The sequence below is a fragment of the Pseudomonas sp. GW456-12-10-14-LB2 genome (assembly GCF_002884345.1).
In the GTDB taxonomy this organism is placed as follows: Bacteria; Pseudomonadota; Gammaproteobacteria; order Pseudomonadales; family Pseudomonadaceae; genus Aquipseudomonas; species Aquipseudomonas paraglycinae.
In genome coordinates, this window is the sequence record NZ_POHV01000004.1 from 1 (window position 1) to 21120 (window position 21120).

The window sequence follows — 21120 nt, forward strand, 5'->3', positions numbered from 1 at the left end:
AAACCACCCAACCCCTGCCCCATCTAACAGCCATACCCAATTGCGCAGGTGCCCCATGAGCGACCAGCAAGAATTCCCCGAGAACCCCGACGACATCACCGAAACCGACGCCGAACACATCGAACACCACGTCCCCGGCAAAGGCCTCGCCCTGCCCGGCCAGAACCTGCCGGACAAGGTCTACATCATCCCGATCCACAACCGCCCGTTCTTCCCGGCCCAGGTCCTGCCGGTCATCGTCAACGAAGAACCCTGGGCCGAAACCCTCGAACTGGTCAGCAAATCCGAACACCACTCCCTGGCCCTGTTCTTCATGGACACGCCCCAGGAAGACCCGCGCCACTTCGACACCAAGGCATTGCCGCAATACGGCACCCTGGTCAAGGTGCACCACGCCAGCCGCGAAAACGGCAAACTGCAATTCGTCGCCCAGGGCCTGAGTCGCGTGCGCATCAAGACCTGGCTCAAACACCATCGCCCGCCGTACCTAGTGGAAGTCGAATACCCGCACCAGCCCACCGAGCCGACCGACGAGGTCAAGGCCTACGGCATGGCGCTGATCAACGCGATCAAGGAACTGCTGCCGCTCAACCCGCTGTACAGCGAAGAGCTGAAGAACTACCTCAACCGCTTCAGCCCCAATGATCCGTCGCCGCTGACCGACTTCGCCGCCGCCCTCACTTCGGCGACAGGTAATGAGCTGCAGGAAGTGCTCGACTGCGTGCCAATGCTCAAGCGCATGGAAAAAGTCCTGCCGATGCTGCGCAAGGAAGTCGAAGTCGCGCGCCTGCAGAAAGAAATCTCCGCCGAAGTGAACCGCAAGATCGGCGAGCACCAGCGCGAGTTCTTCCTGAAAGAACAGCTCAAGGTCATCCAGCAGGAACTCGGCCTGACCAAGGACGACCGCAGCGCCGACCTCGAACAGTTCGAGCAGCGCTTGGAAGGCAAAGTGCTGCCGACGCAAGTGCAGAAGCGCCTCGAAGAAGAGATGAACAAACTGTCGATCCTCGAAACCGGATCGCCGGAATACGCGGTCACCCGCAACTACCTCGACTGGGCAACCTCGGTGCCGTGGGGCGTGTACGGCGAGGACAAACTCGACCTCAAGCACGCGCGCAAGGTGCTCGACAAACACCACGCCGGCCTCGACGACATCAAGGACCGGATCCTCGAATTCCTCGCGGTCGGTGCCTATAAAGGCGAGATCAGCGGCTCCATCGTGCTGCTGGTCGGCCCGCCGGGCGTGGGTAAAACCAGCGTCGGCAAATCGATCGCCGAATCCCTTGGTCGGCCGTTCTACCGCTTTAGCCTCGGCGGCATGCGCGACGAAGCCGAGATCAAGGGCCACCGCCGCACCTACATCGGCGCGCAGCCGGGCAAACTCGTGCAGGCGTTGAAAGACGTCGAAGTGATGAACCCGGTGATCATGCTCGACGAGATCGACAAGATGGGCCAGAGCTACCAGGGCGACCCGGCCTCGGCGCTGCTGGAAACCCTCGACCCGGAACAGAACGTCGAATTCCTCGACCACTATCTGGACCTGCGGATGGACCTGTCGAAAGTCCTGTTCGTCTGCACCGCCAACACCCTGGATTCGATTCCCGGCCCGTTGCTGGACCGGATGGAAGTGATTCGCCTGTCGGGCTACATCACCGAAGAAAAAGTCGCCATCGCCAAGCGTCACCTGTGGCCGAAACTGCTGGAAAAGGCCGGCGTGTCCAAGGGCAGCCTGAGCATCAGCGACACGGCGCTCAAAGCCTTGATTGACGGTTACGCCCGTGAAGCCGGCGTGCGCCAGCTGGAAAAACAGATGGGCAAACTGGTGCGCAAAGCGGTGATGAAACTGATCGACGATCCGAAAGCGGTGATCAAGATCGGGCCGAAAGACCTCGAAGCGTCCCTTGGTCATCCGGTGTTCCGCAACGAGCAAGTGCTGTCCGGCACCGGCGTGATTACCGGCCTGGCGTGGACCAGCATGGGCGGCGCGACCTTACCGATCGAAGCCACGCGGATTCACACGCTCAATCGCGGTTTCAAACTCACCGGGCAACTGGGCGATGTGATGAAGGAGTCGGCGGAGATCGCCTACAGCTACGTCAGTTCGCACCTCAAATCTTTTGGTGGCGATCCGAAGTTCTTCGACGAAGCCTTCGTCCACCTGCACGTGCCGGAAGGCGCGACACCGAAAGACGGCCCGAGCGCCGGCGTGACCATGGCCAGCGCCCTGCTCTCCCTCGCCCGTAATCAGGCGCCGAAAAAAGGCGTGGCGATGACCGGTGAATTGACGCTGACCGGGCATGTACTGCCGATTGGCGGAGTGCGCGAGAAGGTGATTGCGGCGCGGCGGCAGAAGATCTTCGAGTTGATTCTGCCGGAGCCGAATCGCGGAAACTTTGAAGAGTTGCCGGACTACCTGAAGGAAGGCATTACCGTGCATTTCGCCAAGAAGTTTGCGGATGTAGCGAAGGTGCTTTTTTGATTTCGTCTTGAGGTATTGAGGGGGGCTGGCATCGCAGCCCCTCACCCCGGCCCTCCCGAAACGTCGGACCGCCCGGAGGGAGAGGGAGCCGAGTGGGGGATATTTAAGAGATACGCCGACCTGAAAGCTCTTCACTGAATCCGTAATCAACTCGATCTTTCAGGTCGATGTATCCCAAAAGACACCTCGGTCGGTCCCCTCTCCCTCTGGGAGAGGGTTAGGGTGAGGGGTGGCGTTGTCACACTTTGTCTCATCTTCAGTTATGCTCGCCGTTCGTCGCCAACGCCGGAGCCACTGAATCCATGTCCCCCCTTCGCCTGTTTGTCCCCCTGTCCCTCGCCCTGCTGGCCGCCTGTGCCACGCAACCGAAAACCAACGTGACCGTGGAAAAACAGAGCGAATGCCCGGTGCGCCTCACCAACGGGCAAAACCTGATCGTCATGCTCCCGAGCAACCCCACCACCGGCTACCGCTGGGCCATCCAGGATTCCGCCGGCGGCGTATTGCGCGCCCTCAGCCCCGAGGTCTACAGCAATCCGGAAGACGCCGGCGTGGTCGGCGCGGCCGGTCTCTCGACCTGGCGCTTCCAGGCGTTTGCCCCCGGCACCGGCCGTCTGCGCCTGACTTCGCAACAGCCTTGGGCGCCGGAAGTGTTGCCGGTGGAAACCTTTGACTGCGCCATTTCGGTGAACTGATCGTGGGCTGGCTGATCCTCGCGCTGATGGGCGCCGTGACCTTTCTCTATGGCGTCAGCACCCACGCGGCGCTGCTTTGCCTGCTGGTCAAACCGCTGCCGGTATTGGCGTTGCTCGGCTGGCTGCACGATGCGCCACCGAGCGACTATCGGCGCTGGATCAGCCTCGGTCTGATTTTCTCGTTGATCGGCGATGTGTTGCTGGCGTGGCCGGGGGATTTGTTCGTGTTTGGCCTGGGTGCGTTTCTGGTCGCGCATCTGGCGTATCTCAAGGCTTACCTTAGTGATTGCCGACGTTTGGCCCTGCTGCCGCTGATCCTGGCCCTCAGCGTGGGTGCAGTGTTGTTGGGCATATTGATCAGCAGCGGACTCGGCCCGTTGACCGTGCCAGTGATCGTCTACGGAACGGCCATCAGCGCCATGCTCTGGCGCGCTCTCGCCCGACTCGGCAGCGGCGTACCACAACGTTCGGCATTACTGGCGGCGGGCGGCGCGGTGGCGTTCGTGTTTTCCGACAGCGTGATCGGTATCGACCGTTTCGTCTCACCATTCCACGGTGCGCCATACGTCATCATCCTCAGTTACTGGTTAGGGCAATGGGGTATTACCGCCTCCACTTTCCAAATAAAAATTGAGAGAATGAACTAAAAATCCGCCATCAATAACTAAATAGAATTAAAAACTGTAAGTTCTGACAGTTACCAGCCGATCTTTTCCATTCCTAAACTGCGTCAGCGACTGTACTTCCTTCTGTCGCACATCAGAGGAATTGAATATGGGCACTCAGAGCGCTTCATCCAATGCGGCAGCCAATTCGTTCACTTACCAAATTGATAGCGGTGAGGCAGACAAGTTTTTCTATGCGAATGGTTACTCGGGGAGGGATCTCGAAATCTATGGGGCACGGAACGACTTCGAGCATCAACTTGAGCAAATCATCTTTAAATTTAATCCCGCTATCAAGAGCGGACAATACTCGCTCGGTAGCCCTGGAGTTCAAGTCGGAGTACTGACTGGCTGGGCCAATATCCGTTACACCCCAATATCCATGACCCTGAACCTCACGGTCGATCATTCGTCCCAGCACATTTACGGTGTGTACGACATTCAGACGAAAGAGGATTACGCAGGTGGCAACAACCCCGGTATCAGAGTAAATGGGCTGTTCGACGTGGAGTGGAGCACCACCAATTCGCGCAGTCGATAATCAAAAAACTCTCCCTGATATAAACGTCAGACTCAGGCCGCAAGCCCTGCGGTTGCAAGAGCCTGAGTCTGACGACGTGTGATGTCCTGAAACAGCAGAATGAACCCGATTCACACAAGGCCTCCCTCCCACGCCCCACACACGGTTTATCAGACAACCCGCGCATCTGCGCGCCAGTTTGGCTAAAATGCCGGCCTTTTCATCGACACCGCCGGAACCGCCGTGAGCAAAGAACCCGATCGCATTTTCGCCCAGCCGATGGCCCAGGTGCCTGACTTCGCCTTCAACGAAGACGTGGTGCGGGTGTTCCCGGACATGATCAAGCGTTCGGTGCCGGGTTATCCGACCATCGTCGAGAACCTCGGCGTGCTCGCGGCGCAGTTCGCCCAGCCGAACAGCGTGCTCTACGACCTTGGCGCCTCGCTGGGTGCGGTGACCCAGGCCCTGCGTCGCCACGTACGCACCGACGGTTGCCGTGTGATCGCGGTGGATAACTCGGCGGCGATGGTCGAGCGCTGCCGCGAGTACCTCAACGGTCAGGATTCGATGTTCCAGGAGTTGCTGCCGGTCGAAGTGATCGAAGGCGACATCCTCGCCCTCCACTTCAAACCGGCCTCGGTGGTGGCGTTGAACTTCACCCTGCAATTCATTGCCCCGGATCAGCGTACGGCGTTGCTGTCACGCATCCGCCAATCGTTGCTGCCGGGCGGCGCGCTGATCCTGTCGGAGAAGCTGCGCTTCAACGATGCCGAAGAACACGCGCTGCTGACCGACCTGCACGTCGCGTTCAAGCGCGCCAACGGCTACAGCGAACTGGAAATCGCCCAGAAGCGCAGCGCCATCGAAAATGTCATGAAGCCCGACAGCCTCGAAGAACACCGTGAGCGCCTGCTGGCTGCCGGGTTCTCGAAAGTCGTGCCGTGGTTCCAGTGTCTTAACTTTGCCTCGTTGATTGCCTTGCCATGATTGATCTGTCTCCCCTCGCCCGCCGTCTGGCCGGCACGCCGCTGGCCGAATGGGCCAACACCCTGCAAGTGCAGCTCGACAAGAAAATGGAGAAAGGTCACGGCGATCTGGAGCGCTGGCAAAGTGCGCTGGACGCCTTGCCGAAGATCCAGCCGACCGAAGTCGACCTGCTCGACGGCCTGAAACTGGACACCGATTGCGACGACGAAACCCGCGCACAGATGCGCACCGCGCTGATGGGCCTGTCGCCGTGGCGCAAGGGGCCGTTCGATCTGTTCGGCGTGCACGTCGACACCGAATGGCGCTCGGACTGGAAGTGGTCGCGGGTCGCTCCGCATCTGGATCTGAAGGGCAAACGCATTCTCGATGTCGGTTGCGGCAACGGCTACTACATGTGGCGCATGCTCGGCGCCGGCGCCGACAGCGTGATCGGCGTCGACCCGAACTGGCTGTTCTTCTGCCAGTTCCAGGCGGTGCAGCGTTATCTGTCAGAACCGAATGCCTGGCACCTGCCGTTCCCTTTCGAAGACCTGCCGCCGAATCTGGAAGGTTTCGACACGGTGTTTTCGATGGGTGTGTTCTATCACCGTCGTTCGCCGATCGAGCATTTGCTGGCGCTGAAAGATTGCCTGGTGAAAGGCGGCGAACTGGTCCTGGAGACGCTGGTGGTCGAAGGCGACAAGCATCAGGTGCTGGTGCCGGAAGATCGTTATGCGCAGATGCGTAATGTGTGGTTCCTGCCATCGGTGCCGGCGCTGGAGTTGTGGCTGCGGCGTGCGGGGTTCACGGATGTGAAATGCGTGGATGTGAGCATGACAACCGTCGAAGAACAGCGCGGGACCGAGTGGATGAAGTATCAGTCGCTCAGTGATTTCCTTGATCCGGAAGATCACAGCAAGACGATCGAAGGGTTGCCGGCGCCGATGCGGGCCGTAATTGTCGCGAAGAAATAACCCGCTCTCCCAAACTCCGCGGTGAGCCCCCCCTCACCCCAGCCCTCTCCCCAAGGAGAGGGAGCCGATACGTGTGCTTTTCAAAACTTGAGTTCGACTCAAAAATCTCAGGACGGCGTAACGTCATCTGTCACCTCGGTCAGTCCCCTCTCCCTCCGGGCGGTCCGACGTTTCGGGAGGGTTAGGGTGAGGGGCTTTTGGTTCGGCGAGCTCGGAAGAACTCGGTCAACACCGCCCCACACTCCTCCGCCAACACCCCGCCTTCATACAACACTCGATGGTTGAGAAAGCCCTGAGTGAAGAACTGTCCCTGACTCTGCACAATCCCGGCCTTGGGCTCCAGCGCGCCATACACCACCCGCGCAACCCGCGAATGCACGATCAGCCCGGCGCACATGCTGCACGGTTCCAGCGTCACGTAGAGCGTGCTGCCCGGCAGACGATAGTTGCTCACAGCCTGTGCAGCGGCGCGAATCGCGACCATTTCCGCATGCGCACTCGGGTCGCTGGTACTGATCGGACAGTTGAAACCGCGCCCGATGATTTCGCCATCCTGCACCAGCACCGCGCCCACCGGCACTTCGCCGAGAGCTGCACCCTGGGCCGCCAGCTCCAGCGCCTCGCGCATGAAGTCGCGGTCTCGGCTGCGGTCGATGATCGCCGCGGGGCGAATCTGGCGCATCACTTCACCTCGATGGCGGCCATCAGGCCGGTTTCCATGTGGTCGATCACGTGGCAGTGGAACATCCACACCCCCGGGTTATCCGCCACCAGCGCCACTTGCGCGCGCTCGTTCTTGCCCAGCAGATACGTGTCGGTGAAATACGGCACGATCTTGTGCCGGTTCGACGCAATCACCTTGAAGCTCATGCCGTGCAGGTGGATCGGGTGCTGGTACTGGGTCATGTTCTTCAGTTCGAAAATATAGCTCTGGCCCAGTTTCAGGCTGGCGATCGGCCGGTCGGCGCAGGTCTTGTCGGTGATGTCCCAGGCCTTGCCGTTGATCTGCCACAGGCTCGGCGGCTTGCCGTTGTCAACATTCACCGACACCGAACCGACCCATTCGAAATTGAAGTTGAGTTTCTCGGCATTGGCCAGGTCCGGCTCGGCCACCGGGTTGGCCGGCAGTGCTTTCGGCCAGTCGGTCGGCGAGTCATTGTTGGCCACCGACCGCAGGGTGCCCAGGCGAACCGGGCCGTTGCGCAGCGACAGTTCCTCCCCGGCCGGTGGTGCCTTGATCGCCAGGCAGATGCGCATGCCCGGACCCAGCCAGTATTCCTTGCCCAACGGGCGCGGCTCGACCGGGTTGCCGTCCAGCGCATAGATCTGCGCTTCGACACCAGGAATGTTGATGCGATAGGTCAGGGTGTTGTCGAGGTTGAGCAGGCGTACGCGGGTGATCTGCCCCGCCGGCAACTCGATCACCGGCGTAGGCACGCCGTTGATGGTCGACAGCCGCCCCGCCGTACCGCCACGGGCCGCTTCGCGCGGAATGCTGAACTCGACGAAGTTGCCTTCGTCGTCGATGTGCCAGTTCTTCAGGCTCAGGGTCTTTTCGTACTTGAACCCGGTCGGCTCGCGCTCCTCGACAATCAACGGCCCGACCAGCCCGCGACCGAGTTCCTCACTGCTGCTGACGTGCGGGTGATACCAGTAGCTGCCAGCGTCCGGCACACGGAATTTGTAATCGAAGTATTCGCCCGGCAGCACCGGCAATTGCGAAACGTACGGCACGCCGTCCATCTCCAGCGGCAGGCGGATGCCGTGCCAGTGAATGGTCGTCGCGACCGGCAGATGGTTGATGAAGCGCACCCGCAACCACTCGCCCTGACGCACGCGTAATTCGGTGCCCGGCGCCGATGGGCCAAACGCCCAGGCTTCGGTCTTGTGCCCTGGCACCAGCTCGACGTCCAGTGGCGCGGCGATCAGCTCGTAGTCATGCCCCGCATCGGCATCGGCCATCTTGCCCAGCCAGTAACGCGACGCGCCCCCCGCTCCTACGCCAACGACAACAAGACCGGCCAGGCCACCGAGGATTTGGCGACGGGTAAAGGACATGAACTCAACTACCTCACGTATCTGCGGCGGGCCCGCAGGCCCGAAAGGGCGAATACGATACACCCGCAGATGAGAAACAGTAAGGGCGACGCGGCGACTGGCCGCAGTTCCTCAGAGCGAAAAGCAGGACTCAACTGCTGCAAATTGCCGGGTTTTCGTACTGGATCCTGATCCTTTTCCCATACGTCATACCTATTGTTCCGACACCCGTTACACACGACAGCCGACAGACCCTTCCTACGCCCGCCTGAAATGATCCGGTCCCATCCGTACCACCCTCAAGGAAAGACCGTGGACACATCCGAAAACACTGCACTACCCAATGTTGCCGACAAACTGGCCCTGAAAAATCTGGTACCCGCACTGGTTCAGGCCTGCCCCGACATGTACGAAATGGCCAGTGATATCGCCAGGGATATCCTGCGCAAACATGGCGTGGATCATCTGGATCCTGAACAGGTTTACTGGCACCGCTTCAAGTTCTCCAGCAGCAGCTGGAAAGCCTTCACGGGCTGGGAACATCATGGTGCCCGGCCAACCGAGTCCATGACCTTGCCGCAACTGGTGATCCAGCGGTTCCGCGTCGGTGATCAGGACAACTCGGACATGCTCGATGTCGATGGGGGCTTTTACACGACCGGACCGGACGCCGAGGACTTCGACGAGACCAATGAAGTGCGGTTGCACGGCAACGAGGTGCTGAAGGATTTCTGGGCGATCAACTTTGCCGATCTGTTCAATCAAAAGGTCGCCTCGTTCTGGAAAAAACACACCAGGACATTTCGCAGCCTGGCCAAGTGCACCTTTATTGCCCAGGCCATGGAGGATCGCGAAGGTGGCCGGTTGTCGGACGAAAACTTCCGAACCGTGGTCAAGGCTGTCGCCGGCAATGTGAGCTGGCCCGTCACGTTGCAGATGCTGGAGGAGGATGCGGCGCCCGCCAAGGGAATGCATCTGAGCCTGCTGAAGGTGGGGGGTTATGTAGCGACCGATATTCTGTGCATCACCGACGTCAATGGCCGAAAGATCCTCTACACCCCTGGGGAAGTCTGGGGCCTGCATGCCTTCGAGACAGCGGAGGACCTGCATTGGTGGGTGTTGTCGCAAACCCGTAAACCGGCTGACCGCCAACGTTTCCTCGCGCATTTTCAAGTGGCCGATCACGACATCATGGAAGACACCTCATGGCGCGACGCTGCGAAACCGGGGTGGCTCCCCCTGTTGAGTCCCGGGACATATCTGCTCACTGAGATATTCCGCCCGCCGCATGTCGAAAATGTCGGGCTCAATCATGTCCTGGATCTGCTGGTCAGCGCCTGGGACTGCGCCGATCACTCCCTGATCGAACACACCAGCGAGACGTTCAAGAGCGACGCCTTCACCTTCCTCGCCAGCGCCACTCACGCCAGGATGATCAGCGACGCCACGTTCATGATGCACACCAATGGCGATCTGCGGAAAAAGCTGTGGATCGGCTATCTCAACGCTTTCGGTCGCATGTTCGGTCCGATGGCCGCTGTCGGCTGGCCCGTGGCACTGGCCGTCGTGGGTGCCGGCATCGCCAATGTCGGGTTGCAGATTGATCAGGCGGTCAATGGCAAAACACCCGGTGAACGCAAGTCTGCAGTGACGGGCGCCATCTTCGCGACCATCGATACCCTTTTCAACGCCACCTTCCTCAAGGGCAGTGGCCGTCTCCCGGAAATAGCCGAGGCCAGCACGGTCTTCGCACCGGAAGAAAAACTTGCCGAAGCGGCGATTGCCCGCCCCCCATTGCCTGCGTTGGAGGAAATCGCCCCGACGCGCATCCTGCCCGCGCAGCCCGAGGACCTCCTTGCTTCATTCAAGACTGAAATCACCGAAGGCACCCGCGTTGAAACCGGTGATTCCAAACTGCAGGAGATCATCCTGGCCGCGTCGGGCAAGCGTTACATTTACATGCGCCGCGCAGGAAGCGACGGCTTTTATCAGGTGCGTTATGTCGAGCAATTACGCGGCTGGGTCATTATTGATCCGGCCAATCCTTTCTCGTTTTACCGCAACGTCCCGGTTCGCTTGAACGAAGCGCTCAGGTGGGAACCGGTGGCCCGTCCCGGACTCAAGGGTGGCATGAAAATTTTCGGCAAGTGGCCCTTCGGACACACGGCCGACCCACTGCCGGAAGTGGAGATGCAACCACTGACGTACGATGTGCCGCAAGCATCGCGATCGGCGCTGCAACCCGTTGCCGAAGCTCAGGTCGATGATTTCCCGCTGGATCCACAGGACAGCAGCGACCGTTTCTATCAAGACTTCAAAACCCTGCGTCGCGGGCTCTACGACGATGCCATCAACGCCTATGCCGCCACCGAATTCCCCCCGCGTCCGGCCGTCCCACTCTTCAAACCCACGACGCCGTTTGCCGAAATGACCAAGCGCCTGTTCAAGGACGGCACCGGCCTCGTAATCGGTCAGGACAGTTCTGCCATCGGTGCTAGACAGACCCTTGTCGACAATCTCAAAGTGCTGAACAAACAGAAGGTCAGAACCCTTTACCTGGATCACTTGCTCACGGATTTCCATCAAGCGGATCTGGATGTTTTTCACCAGAGCGGCAAGATGCCGCCGGCTCTCGAGCGGTACCTGAAGGCTTTGGATGCGCGGTTCAAGACCGACCCTGCCGGACCGTATTCCTACACCGAGCTGGTAAAAGGCGCACAGAAGAATCACATCCGCGTACAAGCGATCGACAGCATGGCGACCCGGCGCTTTCCACGGATGGAAGGTACTACCGAAGCCAGCAGCCGAAAAATGATGAATTACTACTCGGACACGGTGATTCAGGCCGACCAGGCCGCACGAGGTGCTCATCGCTGGATCGCACTGGTTGATGAGGCCCGCGCCAGCAGCTTCGACAACGTTGCAGGGCTGAGTGAGCTGGAAGGGGCGGTGGCATTGCGCGTTGATGAAAGTGCATTGGGTCAGGCTCAGGGGCTTACAGCTGACCCGGGCAAAAAAGTCAAAGACATCCTGGGACGTCCCTTCGACGAATTGAAAAGCGATCTTCGCCTGCAACTGAGCGCACCGCCCGCGACGGCAACAGCTCGCTCGCTTGAAGAGGCGCTCCCCAGGCGCGGCATGTTCATGGTGCAGGAGCCCTCCACCCTTGTTCACCGCAGTGGCGATGGCAGTCTGGTGCGTACACCGATTCAGCAGGACAGCGCCGGTTTCTCCATCCTCCGGCCGAAATGGTCAGCCATCAGCGGGCGCCACTTCGACAGCCTGCATGAACCGTTGCAAGCCATAGAACATGAAGGCCTCACGCAGGTACACGTGCGCATTGATCCCACCGCTACGCCCGGTCAACTGCCAGACATTCAGCCGTCCATCCCGGCGATTGAAGCGCCACCCGCCCCGGATTTGACGATCAAGGATCCACCCCGCTTCACCTCGCCGTATGAGATCGCGGTGCAGGCCCGTGCCGAACTGAAAAACGTGGCGCGGGGCAATGACGCCTCACTGTTGAACGACTCCGTCGCTTCATGGGGCGGCAATTCACCCCTCGATACATTCAAGACGCTGCGAAAACAACTGCATGAAGCAGCAGTACGTTTCTATGCCGAGCTGCATCTTCCCGTACGCCCATCAATGGATTCGCTAACCACAGGACTGTCGGGACAAGCATTCATCGAGCGGGTATTCACAGAGTTTCGCGGTCTGGTCATTGGCGAAAGCCATGCCGAAATCGGCAGCAAGCAATGGCTGATGGACAATATGCAAACCCTGGCCAACAAGGGTGTGAAGACGCTTTACTCCGAGCACCTGCTCACGGACTTCCATCAGGCCGCGCTGGATAATTACGCCAGGACATCGGTCATGCCGCGGGATCTGGAGAACTATCTGATTCAGCTCGACAGTGGTCACGTGACCGATCCGCTGCAACGCTACACCTTTCTCGATCTGGTCAAGGAAGCCAATCGCAACGGGATACGCGTTCAGGCCATCGACTGCCTGGCCAGTTATCGGGTTGAAGGAATGAGAACGGCGGATCCGTCGGCACGCCAGAGAATGATGAACTACTACGCTCACACCGTGATCGAGGCTGACCAGGCGGCTCGCGGGCCGCATAACTGGGTGGCACTGATGGGGAACTCCCACTCGAACACGTTCGAAGGCGTTGCCGGTGTCAGCGAGCTGGAAGGCGTCGTCGGTCTGCGCGCCGAAGATGTCGCTGAAGGTCAATCCGGCGGTATCGAAGCGGATCCCGGTAAAAGTCTTGCCGATCAAATGGGCAAGAACCAGGCATTCGTAAAAGGTGACCTGCGCCTGCAAGTCGAAACACCGTGGTACGCCCGGACGACCTCAGACATCGGACGGCTACTTTCCCGACCGGGTCTGTACACCTTGAAAAGGGAATTGCGGGAAACCTTTCTGGTTCATCGCAGCCGCGCCAATGCGATCGTGCGCACCGATATCCACTTCGAATCCAACCGCGTTTTCATTGAACGCCCCGAATGGCCCAGCGTCCATGAAAAGCGCTTCGCCAGTATCAAGGCGCTGCTCAAGGCGCTTGATGAGCGAGGCATGAAACTGGCGGGTTGGTCCAGACCGTTGTAATCAGCCACTGAAAGCCAGAAACAGAAAAGCCGCGTGAAACATCGTTTCACGCGGCTTTTTGTTGGTCCTGACCTCAAGCCATCAGGGCTTGTGCAGGATCACTCCCACTCAATGGTCGCCGGCGGCTTGCTCGACACGTCGTAAGTGACGCGGGAGATGCCTTCGATTTCATTGATGATGCGGCCGCTGACAGTTTCCAGCAGCTCGTAAGGCAGGTGTGCCCAACGCGCGGTCATGAAGTCGATGGTTTCCACGGCACGCAGGGCCACGACCCAGGCGTAACGGCGGCCATCGCCGACCACGCCAACCGATTTCACTGGCTGGAACACTACGAAGGCCTGGCTGACCTTGTGGTACCAGTCGGCCTTGCGCAGTTCTTCGATGAAGATGTGGTCGGCGCGACGCAGCAGGTCGGCGTATTCCTTCTTCACTTCACCAAGGATGCGCACGCCCAGGCCCGGGCCCGGGAACGGGTGACGGTAGACCATGTCGTACGGCAGGCCCAGTTCCAGGCCCAGACGACGGACTTCGTCCTTGAACAGTTCGCGCAGTGGCTCGACCAGTTTCAGGTTCATTTCTTCCGGCAGGCCGCCCACGTTGTGGTGCGACTTGATCACGTGGGCCTTGCCGCTTTTCGCGCCAGCCGACTCGATCACGTCCGGGTAGATAGTGCCCTGAGCCAGGTACTTGATGTTGTCCAGCTTGCAGGATTCGGCATCGAACACGTCGATGAAGGTGCGGCCAATGATCTTGCGCTTCTTCTCCGGATCGGCTTCGCCGGCCAGGTTGTTCAGGAACTGGTCTTCCGCGTTGGCGCGGATCACCTTGACGCCCATGTTCTCGGCGAACATGGCCATCACCTGCTCGCCTTCGTGCAGACGCAGCAGGCCGTTGTCGACGAAGACGCAGGTCAGCTGGTCGCCGATGGCCTTGTGCAGCAGTGCCGCAACCACCGAGGAGTCCACACCGCCGGACAGACCCAGCAGCACGTTGTCGGTACCGACCTGTGCGCGGATGTTGGCGATGGCGTCTTCGGCGATCTTCGACGGAGTCCACAGGGCTTCGCAGCCGCAGATGTCGAGAACGAAACGCGACAGGATGCGACCGCCCTGCTTGGTGTGGGTCACTTCCGGGTGGAACTGCACGCCGTAGTAAGCGCGCTCGTCGTTGAACATGCCAGCGATCGGGCAGCTCGGGGTGCTAGCCAGGATGTGGAAATCGCTTGGCATCTTGGTGACCTTGTCACCGTGGCTCATCCACACGTCGAGGCCGAACAGGCCGTCGGCGTCGATGTGGTCTTCGATGCCGTCGAGCAGGCGGCTCTTGCCCACCACGTCAACGCGGGCATAACCGAACTCACGCAGTTCGGAGCCTTCAACCTTGCCGCCCAGTTGCTCGGCCATGGTCTGCATGCCGTAGCAGATACCGAAGACCGGTACGCCCAGGTCGAATACCGCTTGCGGGCAGCGCGGGCTGTTGGCTTCGTGCACGGACTCGGGACCGCCGGCGAGGATCACGCCTTTTGGCGCAAATTCGCGGATCGCATCTTCGTCCATGTCGAACGGGTGCAGTTCGCAGTACACACCGATCTCGCGCACGCGGCGGGCGATCAGTTGGGTGTATTGCGAACCGAAGTCGAGGATCAGGATGCGGTGAGCGTGAATGTCGAGGGCCATGATTCAGTCTCGTCTAAGTAATTCAGAAACAGTCTTTGATTCAGAAACGACTCGGGGCTGAATAAAACAGCCCCGGTCATTTAACGTTTTGCTTGAAGCCTCAACCTACGCGGTAGTTTGGCGCTTCTTTGGTGATCTGCACGTCGTGGACGTGGGATTCGGCCATGCCGGCACCGGTGATCCGCACGAACTCGGGCTTGGTGCGCATTTCTTCGATGTTGGCGCTGCCGGTGTAACCCATCGAGGAACGCAGACCGCCCATCAACTGGTGAATGATCGCGCTCAGGGTGCCCTTGTAAGGAACACGGCCTTCGATACCTTCCGGAACGAGTTTCTCGGCGCCTGCCGAGGAGTCCTGGAAGTAACGGTCGGAGGAACCTTGAGCCTGGGACATGGCGCCCAGCGAACCCATGCCGCGATAAGCCTTGTACGAACGGCCCTGGAACAGTTCGATCTCGCCCGGTGCTTCTTCGGTACCGGCAAACATCGAGCCCATCATCACGCAGGAAGCACCGGCAACGATGGCCTTGGACAGGTCACCGGAGAAACGGATGCCGCCGTCGGCGATCAACGGAACGCCGGTGCCTTCGAGGGCAGCGGCAACGTTGGCGATGGCACTGATTTGCGGAACGCCGACACCGGCGACGATACGGGTGGTGCAGATCGAGCCAGGGCCGATACCGACCTTGACCGCGTCGGCGCCAGCTTCGGCCAGAGCCTTGGCGGCTGCGCCGGTGGCGATGTTGCCGCCGATCACCTGCACTTCAGGGAAATTCTCTTTGACCCAGCGAACGCGGTCGATCACGCCTTTGGAGTGACCATGAGCGGTGTCGACCACCACCACGTCCACGCCGGCATTGACCAGGGCGGCAACGCGGTCACCAGTGTCTTTACCGGTACCGACCGCAGCGCCGACGCGCAGACGACCTTGATCGTCCTTGCTGGCCAGCGGATAGGCCTTGGCTTTCTCGATGTCTTTGACGGTCATCATGCCTTTGAGGGCAAACTTGTCGTCGACGATCAGGACTTTTTCCAGGCGGTGCTTGTGCAGCAGCTCGCGGACTTCGTTCTTGTCGGCGCCTTCGCGAACAGTGACCAGACGCTCTTTGGGCGTCATCACTTCACGAACAGTGGCTTCCAGACGGGTTTCGAAACGCACGTCACGGGAAGTGACGATGCCGACCAGGTCGCCATCGTGCAGAACCGGAACGCCGGAAATGTTGTGCATGCGGGTCAGTTCGAACAGATCACGAACCGTGGCGTCAGCCTCGATGGTGATTGGGTCCTTGACCACACCGGCTTCGAACTTCTTGACCTTGCGAACTTCGGCAGCTTGCTGCTCGATGGTCATGTTCTTGTGGATAATGCCGATGCCACCTTCCTGAGCCATGGCGATTGCCAGACGGGCTTCAGTAACGGTGTCCATGGCGGCAGAAACCAGAGGAATGTTCAGCTCGATGCCACGGGTAAGGCGGGTCTTCAGACTGACTTCGTTAGGAAGCACCTCGGAATAACCGGGCACTAGGAGAATGTCGTCGAAGGTCAGAGCTTCTTGGCTGATACGCAGCATCGCGGGGGCTCCCGAGCGGGAAAATGGAAGCGCGCCATTATACTCAGACACCCTACCGGGCTCAATGTAAAACTTGTCTTATATCAATGTTGCTGATGTACGGGAAAAACGCCCCTCACAACTCGACCTTGACCCAGCTCACCGGTTGATCCAGCCAGTCGGCGAATTCGTCGATGAAACTCTGCTTGAAGCCCGCCTCCAGCCAGTTGTTGAAGATGAAACCGAGGTTGGAAAAACCGCACTCCTGCAAATACAGGAAACCGTTGATGTCGTCTTCATGCCCGCATTCAGGACAGGTGAAGTTGTCGGTGCGGCCCGGCATCCAGTCTTCCAGGCTTTCGAACAACGCTTCGCCGATCTCCTGACGGCATTCGGCGCACCCGGCTTCTCCGAGAAACCCCTTGGCCGGGGTATAGATGCAGCGCTTAGTGATGACCTCGAGACCGTTGATCGGCTCGCCAAACGGCAGCGCCTCGGGGTGCAGCACCACCGCACGGGCACCATCGGCGATGGCGTAGGCCATGCGATTGCCGGTACGTCCGCACGTGCTCAGCTCTTCCTTGACGATGTTCTTGCGCACCAGCCAGCGCAGGATCGCCCGGGCCCGGGGCTCGTGCACCGGCAGGTTGGAGATTTTCGGGACGATGATGCTTTGGGAGTTCATGATGCAAGCCTGCTGCGTCAAAGGATGTTCTGCGACAAACGCGGCCGGCAGCTTAATCCCTGACAAAATCCGGTCAAGTGCTTAAATAGCGGCCGATCAGAGCAATCCCGCTCGCCAGCACCAGCCAGGTCACCAACCGCACGAAGGCCTCGCGGGACAGGCGCATCGTCAAACGCCGCCCGATCCACAAGCCCAGCGCCATGGCTGGCAACAGGCACAGCGCCAGCATCAACAAGGGTAGCTCGGCATACACCCCGGCGATGGCGAACAGGCTCAAACGCACCACCGTGCTGCAACTGATCAGCGCACTTTGCGTGGCCCGGGCTGCGTCCTTGGGCAGTCGGCTGTTGAGGTAGATCGCATAAAGAAAGCCGCCACTGCCGAACAGCGCGCCGAACAGCCCGCCCACGGTGCCCATCGGCAACGCCCATACGGCGGACAACTGCGCCGGTCGCGCCTTGATCCACAAGCTGTAGATCGCGTACACGCTGATGAACAGCCCCATCAGCAGCAACAGCAGATCGGACTTGAGGTTAAGCAAGAAAATCACCCCCAGCGTGCAACCCACCGCCATGCACGGCAGCAGCCGCAGCAATTCCGCTTTCGCCACGTCACGCCGCGACGGCAGCAGATTGCCGAACGCCGCGACGAAATCCAGCAGCACCAGCAACGGCACGATCTTCGACAGCGGCATGAACAGGATCAGGATCGGCCCCGCCACCAGCGCCGTGCCGAAACCGGCAATCCCGAACACGATGTAGGCCAGCGCGATGGCCAGTCCGATCACCACCCAGCCCTGCGCACCCCACGACCATTCGCTCAACAACCCCGCCACGCTCATTCGCTCGCTTCCTTTATAAGCCTGCGATGACTTTAGCCAGCGCCGAGGGTTGCGACTAATATCTTCGAAACCGCCAAGCCATCTCAAAAAGGCATGCCTCGTGCTTTCAACCCGTCAATTGCGCTACTTCGTGGAAATCGCCGAGAGCGGCAGCTTCAGTGCCGCGGCCGAGCGCCTGTTCATTGCCCAGTCAGCGTTGAGCCGACAGATCAAGGACATGGAAACCCGCCTGCAAACGCCGCTGTTCGAACGCACCGCGCGCCAGCCTCGGCTCACCGCCGCTGGCGAAGCGTTCCTGCCCCGGGCGAGAAACCTGCTCAATGAACTGAACAAGGCCAGCACCCTGGCCACGGAAATTGGCCAAGGGCAGCGCGGCACTTTGCGCGTGTGTCACTCCAGCACCGTGCCGATAAGCGGCCGACTGTTGCGCGACATGAGCGCATATCTGCAGCAGCAACCCGGTGTTTCGCTGGACATCGGCACGCTCTCCTCGGAGGCACAACTCGAAGAATTGGCCGAGGGCCGGCTCGATATCGGTCTTCTGCGCCTACCGGTGCTGCGCCAGCGCGAGGGTGTTCAGGTTGTGCCGCTCTATACCGAACGCTTGCTGCTTGCCGTGCCGGCGGATCATCGACTGGCGTTGGCGGAGGCGGTCGATCTGGCGCAATTGAAGGACGAAGCGTTCATCTCCATCCCGCATCCGCAGCGCGGCGGGCTGAGTTATTTGTGCGCCGACCTGTGCATGCGTCACGGCTTCTTCCCCCAGGCTGCGCGGGTGATGTCGCGCAAGACCACGCAATTGCAATTGATCCAGGCCGGATTTGGCATCGCTCTTCTGCCGGAATCAATGCAGGACATCGCGCCCGCTGGTGTGAGATTTCTGCCGCTGAGCGGCGATTGCCAGAGCACTGTCGCCCTCGCATCTCGGCAAAATCCCACACCTCTGGTGCAACACTTCCTCCAGACATTCACCGGCGAATGCCTTTAAACTGCGCCCCATGATTAAAGATCCCTTTGCAAGACTCGGCCTCGACCGCGAAGTCCTGACCGTCAGCCAGCTCAACGGCCGCGCGCGAGTGTTGCTCGAAGACGTGTTCAGCAACATCTGGGTCGAAGGCGAAATCTCCAACCTCGCCCGCCCGGCGTCCGGCCACGTGTATTTCACGCTCAAGGACAGCGGCGCGCAGGTGCGTTGCGCACTGTTCCGCCAGAATGCCGCGCGGGTGCGTCAGGCGCTGAAGGACGGTCTGGCGGTCAAGGTGCGCGGCAAGGTCTCGCTGTTCGAAGGGCGTGGCGACTATCAGCTGATCCTCGACACCGTGGAGCCTGCCGGTGACGGTGCCCTGCGCCTGGCCTTCGATGCCTTGAAGGAAAAGTTAAGCGCCGAAGGCCTGTTCAGTGCCGAGCGCAAGGTGCCGCTGCCGGCACACCCGCAGCGCATCGGCATCATCAGTTCGCCGACCGGCGCCGTGATCCGCGACATCATCAGCGTGTTCCGCCGCCGCGCGCCGCAGGTGCAACTGACGTTGATTCCGACCGCCGTTCAGGGCCGAGAAGCCACCGCACAGATCGTCCGCGCCCTGAAACTGGCGGATGCCCGTGGTTTCGCCGCGCTGATCCTGGCTCGCGGCGGCGGCTCGCTGGAAGACCTCTGGTGCTTCAATGAAGAAGCCGTGGCCCGGGCGGTCGATGCCTGTGTTACGCCAATCGTGAGTGCGGTCGGCCATGAAACCGATGTGTCGATCAGCGACTTCGTGGCGGATGTGCGCGCACCGACGCCGTCCGCTGCTGCTGAACTGCTTGCCCCGGATTCCAGCCACCTGATCCGGCAGGTCGAAAGCCTGCATCGCCGACTGGTGATGCGCATGCGTGATCGCCTGATGCGCGATCGCCTGCGCCTTGAAGGCATGACCCGCCGCCTGCGCCATCCCGGCGAGCGTCTGCGCCAGCAGGCACAACGTCTGGATGATCTGGACATGCGCATGCGCCGAGCGTTCGAGCGCCAGCTCAATACCCGCCGCGAACGCCTGATCCGCCTGGAAACCCGTCTCGCCGGGCAACATCCGGGACGCCAACTGGCCCTGTTGCGCCAGCGCCTCGACAGCCTCGCTGAACGCTTGCCACGTGCCATGAACGAAGGTTTGAAACGCCGCCGTTTACAACTGCAAAGCCAGATGCAGACCCTGCACGTGGTCAGCCCGCTGGCGACCCTCGGCCGTGGCTACAGCATTCTGCTGGATGAGCGTGGCAACGCGATCCGCAACGCCGCGCAGACCCACACCGGCCAGCGCCTCAAGGCCAGACTGGGCGAAGGCGAACTGCAAGTGCGCGTCGAGGACAATCACCTGACGCCTGTCACTCTCTCTTTACTGGACTGATCCATGCCGCGTTTTCTCGCTCCGCTGCTGTTGCTCTGCCTGACCTTCAACGCCCACGCCGACAGTTACATCACCCGCCTGCTGAACAAACCGGTGCCGGGCGGCGTGGCTGTCGTCGATCTTGGGACCGCTGCGCAAGCGCCGAAAGCCACGTATCAGGGCAAACCGGTGCTGGTGGTCAAGGAACAGAACAACTGGCTGGCGATTGTCGGCGTTCCGTTGACCGTCAAACCCGGCGTTCAGCAGATCAGCAGTGGCGGCCGCAACCTCAACTTCAATGTCGGTAACAAGAAATACCCGGAACAGCACATCACCCTGAAGAACACCCAGCAGGTCAATCCGAACCCGGCCAACCTCAAGCGCATCGAGGGCGAACTGGCCGAGCAGATCAAGGCCTACCGCAGTTTCAGTCCGAATACGCCGAGCAATCTGCTGCTGGACAAACCGGTCAACGGGCCGCTGTCGAGCAAGTTCGGCGTGCGCCGTTTCTTCAACGGTGAAGAGCGCAATCCGCACGCAGGTCTGGACTTCGCGGTGCCGGCCGGCACGCCGATCAAGACCCCGGCAGCCGGCAAGGTAATCCTGATCGGCAACTACTTCTTCAATGGCAACACTGTGTTCGTCGACCACGGCCAGGGCTTTATCAGCATGTTCTGTCACATGTCGAAGATTGATGTGCAGAACGGCCAACAACTGGCACGCGGTGCAGTGGTTGGCAAGGTGGGGGCCACAGGTCGGGCGACCGGGCCGCACATGCACTGGAACGTCAGCCTGAACGACGCGCGGGTCGATCCGGCGATTTTCATTGGGGCTTTCCAGCCTTGATTTCAGGCTGAAGCCCTTCCAGCAGGGATTGCGCACGACGAATGGTCCGCGCAATCCCCACCAACAATTAGTGCCATATCAAGAATAAAATCTCGGAAAAAACCGCTTTCCGGGTATTCCTCTCAATTTTTTTCGACTGCTTGCCATCCTCATCCCCCGCGGTTAGGGTTGAAGGCATGAAAACCTCTCACACCCTCATTCAGCTTCGCCAGC

16 protein-coding genes are annotated in these 21120 nt (G+C 60.3%); 10 read left to right on the top strand and 6 right to left on the bottom strand.

Going from position 1 to position 21120, the window contains the following annotated elements:
• The first annotated feature begins 55 nt into the window (after positions 1-55).
• From lon to cmoB, 6 genes are all read left to right on the top strand, one after another.
• Complete coding sequence (gene lon, locus C1X29_RS03460) at positions 56-2479, top strand: endopeptidase La (protein WP_102716879.1); 2424 nt, start codon at positions 56-58, stop codon at positions 2477-2479.
• Positions 2480-2781: 302 nt separating this feature from the next.
• A complete protein-coding gene (locus tag C1X29_RS03465) occupies positions 2782-3174 on the top strand; it encodes a protease inhibitor I42 family protein (RefSeq protein WP_102716880.1) in 393 nt (130 codons plus the stop codon).
• 2 nt (positions 3175-3176) lie between these two features.
• Positions 3177-3821 carry a lysoplasmalogenase gene (locus tag C1X29_RS03470; RefSeq protein ID WP_173940176.1) on the top strand — a complete coding sequence of 215 codons (645 nt, stop codon included), beginning with the start codon at positions 3177-3179 and terminating at the stop codon, positions 3819-3821.
• Between the two features lie 127 nt (positions 3822-3948).
• Positions 3949-4380, top strand: coding sequence for a hypothetical protein (locus C1X29_RS03475; protein ID WP_085745303.1), 432 nt, complete (start codon positions 3949-3951; stop codon positions 4378-4380).
• 258 nt (positions 4381-4638) lie between these two features.
• Complete coding sequence (gene cmoA / locus C1X29_RS03480; RefSeq protein WP_256584320.1) at positions 4639-5346, top strand: carboxy-S-adenosyl-L-methionine synthase CmoA; 708 nt, start codon at positions 4639-4641, stop codon at positions 5344-5346.
• A complete protein-coding gene (cmoB, locus tag C1X29_RS03485; protein WP_102716883.1) occupies positions 5343-6299 on the top strand; it encodes a tRNA 5-methoxyuridine(34)/uridine 5-oxyacetic acid(34) synthase CmoB in 957 nt (318 codons plus the stop codon). The genes cmoA and cmoB overlap by 4 nt, the downstream gene beginning before the upstream one ends.
• A gap of 181 nt (positions 6300-6480) precedes the next feature.
• Here the strand turns inward: cmoB and tadA are convergent, their stop codons facing one another.
• A complete protein-coding gene (tadA, locus tag C1X29_RS03490; RefSeq protein ID WP_102716884.1) occupies positions 6481-6981 on the bottom strand; it encodes a tRNA adenosine(34) deaminase TadA in 501 nt (166 codons plus the stop codon).
• Positions 6981-8357 carry a multicopper oxidase family protein gene (locus C1X29_RS03495; protein WP_102716885.1) on the bottom strand — a complete coding sequence of 459 codons (1377 nt, stop codon included), beginning with the start codon at positions 8355-8357 and terminating at the stop codon, positions 6981-6983. The genes tadA and C1X29_RS03495 overlap by 1 nt, the downstream gene beginning before the upstream one ends.
• Before the next feature lie 291 nt (positions 8358-8648).
• Here C1X29_RS03495 and C1X29_RS03500 point away from each other — a divergent pair, with 291 nt between their 5' ends.
• The gene (locus tag C1X29_RS03500) at positions 8649-12953 is read left to right on the top strand and encodes a membrane-targeted effector domain-containing toxin (RefSeq protein WP_102716886.1); all 4305 of its coding nucleotides are present in this window, start codon (positions 8649-8651) and stop codon (positions 12951-12953) included.
• Positions 12954-13051: 98 nt separating this feature from the next.
• Here the strand turns inward: C1X29_RS03500 and guaA are convergent, their stop codons facing one another.
• The 4 genes from guaA to C1X29_RS03520 all read right to left on the bottom strand — a co-directional run bounded on the left by guaA (position 13052) and on the right by C1X29_RS03520 (position 17704).
• A complete protein-coding gene (guaA, locus tag C1X29_RS03505) occupies positions 13052-14629 on the bottom strand; it encodes a glutamine-hydrolyzing GMP synthase (RefSeq protein WP_011335797.1) in 1578 nt (525 codons plus the stop codon).
• A 100-nt stretch (positions 14630-14729) separates the two neighbouring features.
• Positions 14730-16199 carry an IMP dehydrogenase gene (gene guaB / locus C1X29_RS03510; RefSeq protein WP_034156270.1) on the bottom strand — a complete coding sequence of 490 codons (1470 nt, stop codon included), beginning with the start codon at positions 16197-16199 and terminating at the stop codon, positions 14730-14732.
• 115 nt (positions 16200-16314) lie between these two features.
• Positions 16315-16863 (bottom strand): sugar ABC transporter ATPase, encoded by a 549-nt coding sequence (locus C1X29_RS03515; protein WP_085745307.1) that lies wholly within the window; start codon positions 16861-16863, stop codon positions 16315-16317.
• Between the two features lie 73 nt (positions 16864-16936).
• On the bottom strand, positions 16937-17704 hold the full coding sequence (locus tag C1X29_RS03520; protein ID WP_102688186.1) for a sulfite exporter TauE/SafE family protein: 768 nt from the start codon (positions 17702-17704) through the stop codon (positions 16937-16939).
• Between the two features lie 100 nt (positions 17705-17804).
• Between C1X29_RS03520 and C1X29_RS03525 the strand changes: the two genes are divergently transcribed.
• The 3 genes from C1X29_RS03525 to C1X29_RS03535 are packed head-to-tail and all read left to right on the top strand — an operon-like array spanning position 17805 to position 20907.
• Positions 17805-18692, top strand: coding sequence for a LysR family transcriptional regulator (locus C1X29_RS03525; protein ID WP_102716887.1), 888 nt, complete (start codon positions 17805-17807; stop codon positions 18690-18692).
• A 10-nt stretch (positions 18693-18702) separates the two neighbouring features.
• Entirely contained in the window at positions 18703-20082 is a 1380-nt protein-coding gene (gene xseA / locus C1X29_RS03530; protein ID WP_102716888.1) for an exodeoxyribonuclease VII large subunit, read from the top strand.
• A gap of 3 nt (positions 20083-20085) precedes the next feature.
• The gene (locus C1X29_RS03535; RefSeq protein ID WP_039765736.1) at positions 20086-20907 is read left to right on the top strand and encodes a peptidoglycan DD-metalloendopeptidase family protein; all 822 of its coding nucleotides are present in this window, start codon (positions 20086-20088) and stop codon (positions 20905-20907) included.
• Positions 20908-21120: the final 213 nt, after the last annotated feature.

Bases quoted from the DNA above. Each gene is read 5' to 3' on its own strand.
- lon (WP_102716879.1), top strand. From the start codon at position 56: ATGAGCGACCAGCAAGAATTCCCCGAGAACCCCGACGACATCACCGAA.
- C1X29_RS03515 (WP_085745307.1), bottom strand. From the start codon at position 16,863: ATGAACTCCCAAAGCATCATCGTCCCGAAAATCTCCAACCTGCCGGTG.
- C1X29_RS03535 (WP_039765736.1), top strand. From the start codon at position 20,086: ATGCCGCGTTTTCTCGCTCCGCTGCTGTTGCTCTGCCTGACCTTCAAC.
- xseA (WP_102716888.1), top strand. From the start codon at position 18,703: ATGATTAAAGATCCCTTTGCAAGACTCGGCCTCGACCGCGAAGTCCTG.
- C1X29_RS03520 (WP_102688186.1), bottom strand. From the start codon at position 17,704: ATGAGCGTGGCGGGGTTGTTGAGCGAATGGTCGTGGGGTGCGCAGGGC.
- cmoA (WP_256584320.1), top strand. From the start codon at position 4,639: ATGGCCCAGGTGCCTGACTTCGCCTTCAACGAAGACGTGGTGCGGGTG.
- guaB (WP_034156270.1), bottom strand. From the start codon at position 16,199: ATGCTGCGTATCAGCCAAGAAGCTCTGACCTTCGACGACATTCTCCTA.
- guaA (WP_011335797.1), bottom strand. From the start codon at position 14,629: ATGGCCCTCGACATTCACGCTCACCGCATCCTGATCCTCGACTTCGGT.
- tadA (WP_102716884.1), bottom strand. From the start codon at position 6,981: ATGCGCCAGATTCGCCCCGCGGCGATCATCGACCGCAGCCGAGACCGC.
- C1X29_RS03465 (WP_102716880.1), top strand. From the start codon at position 2,782: ATGTCCCCCCTTCGCCTGTTTGTCCCCCTGTCCCTCGCCCTGCTGGCC.
- C1X29_RS03495 (WP_102716885.1), bottom strand. From the start codon at position 8,357: ATGTCCTTTACCCGTCGCCAAATCCTCGGTGGCCTGGCCGGTCTTGTT.
- C1X29_RS03475 (WP_085745303.1), top strand. From the start codon at position 3,949: ATGGGCACTCAGAGCGCTTCATCCAATGCGGCAGCCAATTCGTTCACT.
- cmoB (WP_102716883.1), top strand. From the start codon at position 5,343: ATGATTGATCTGTCTCCCCTCGCCCGCCGTCTGGCCGGCACGCCGCTG.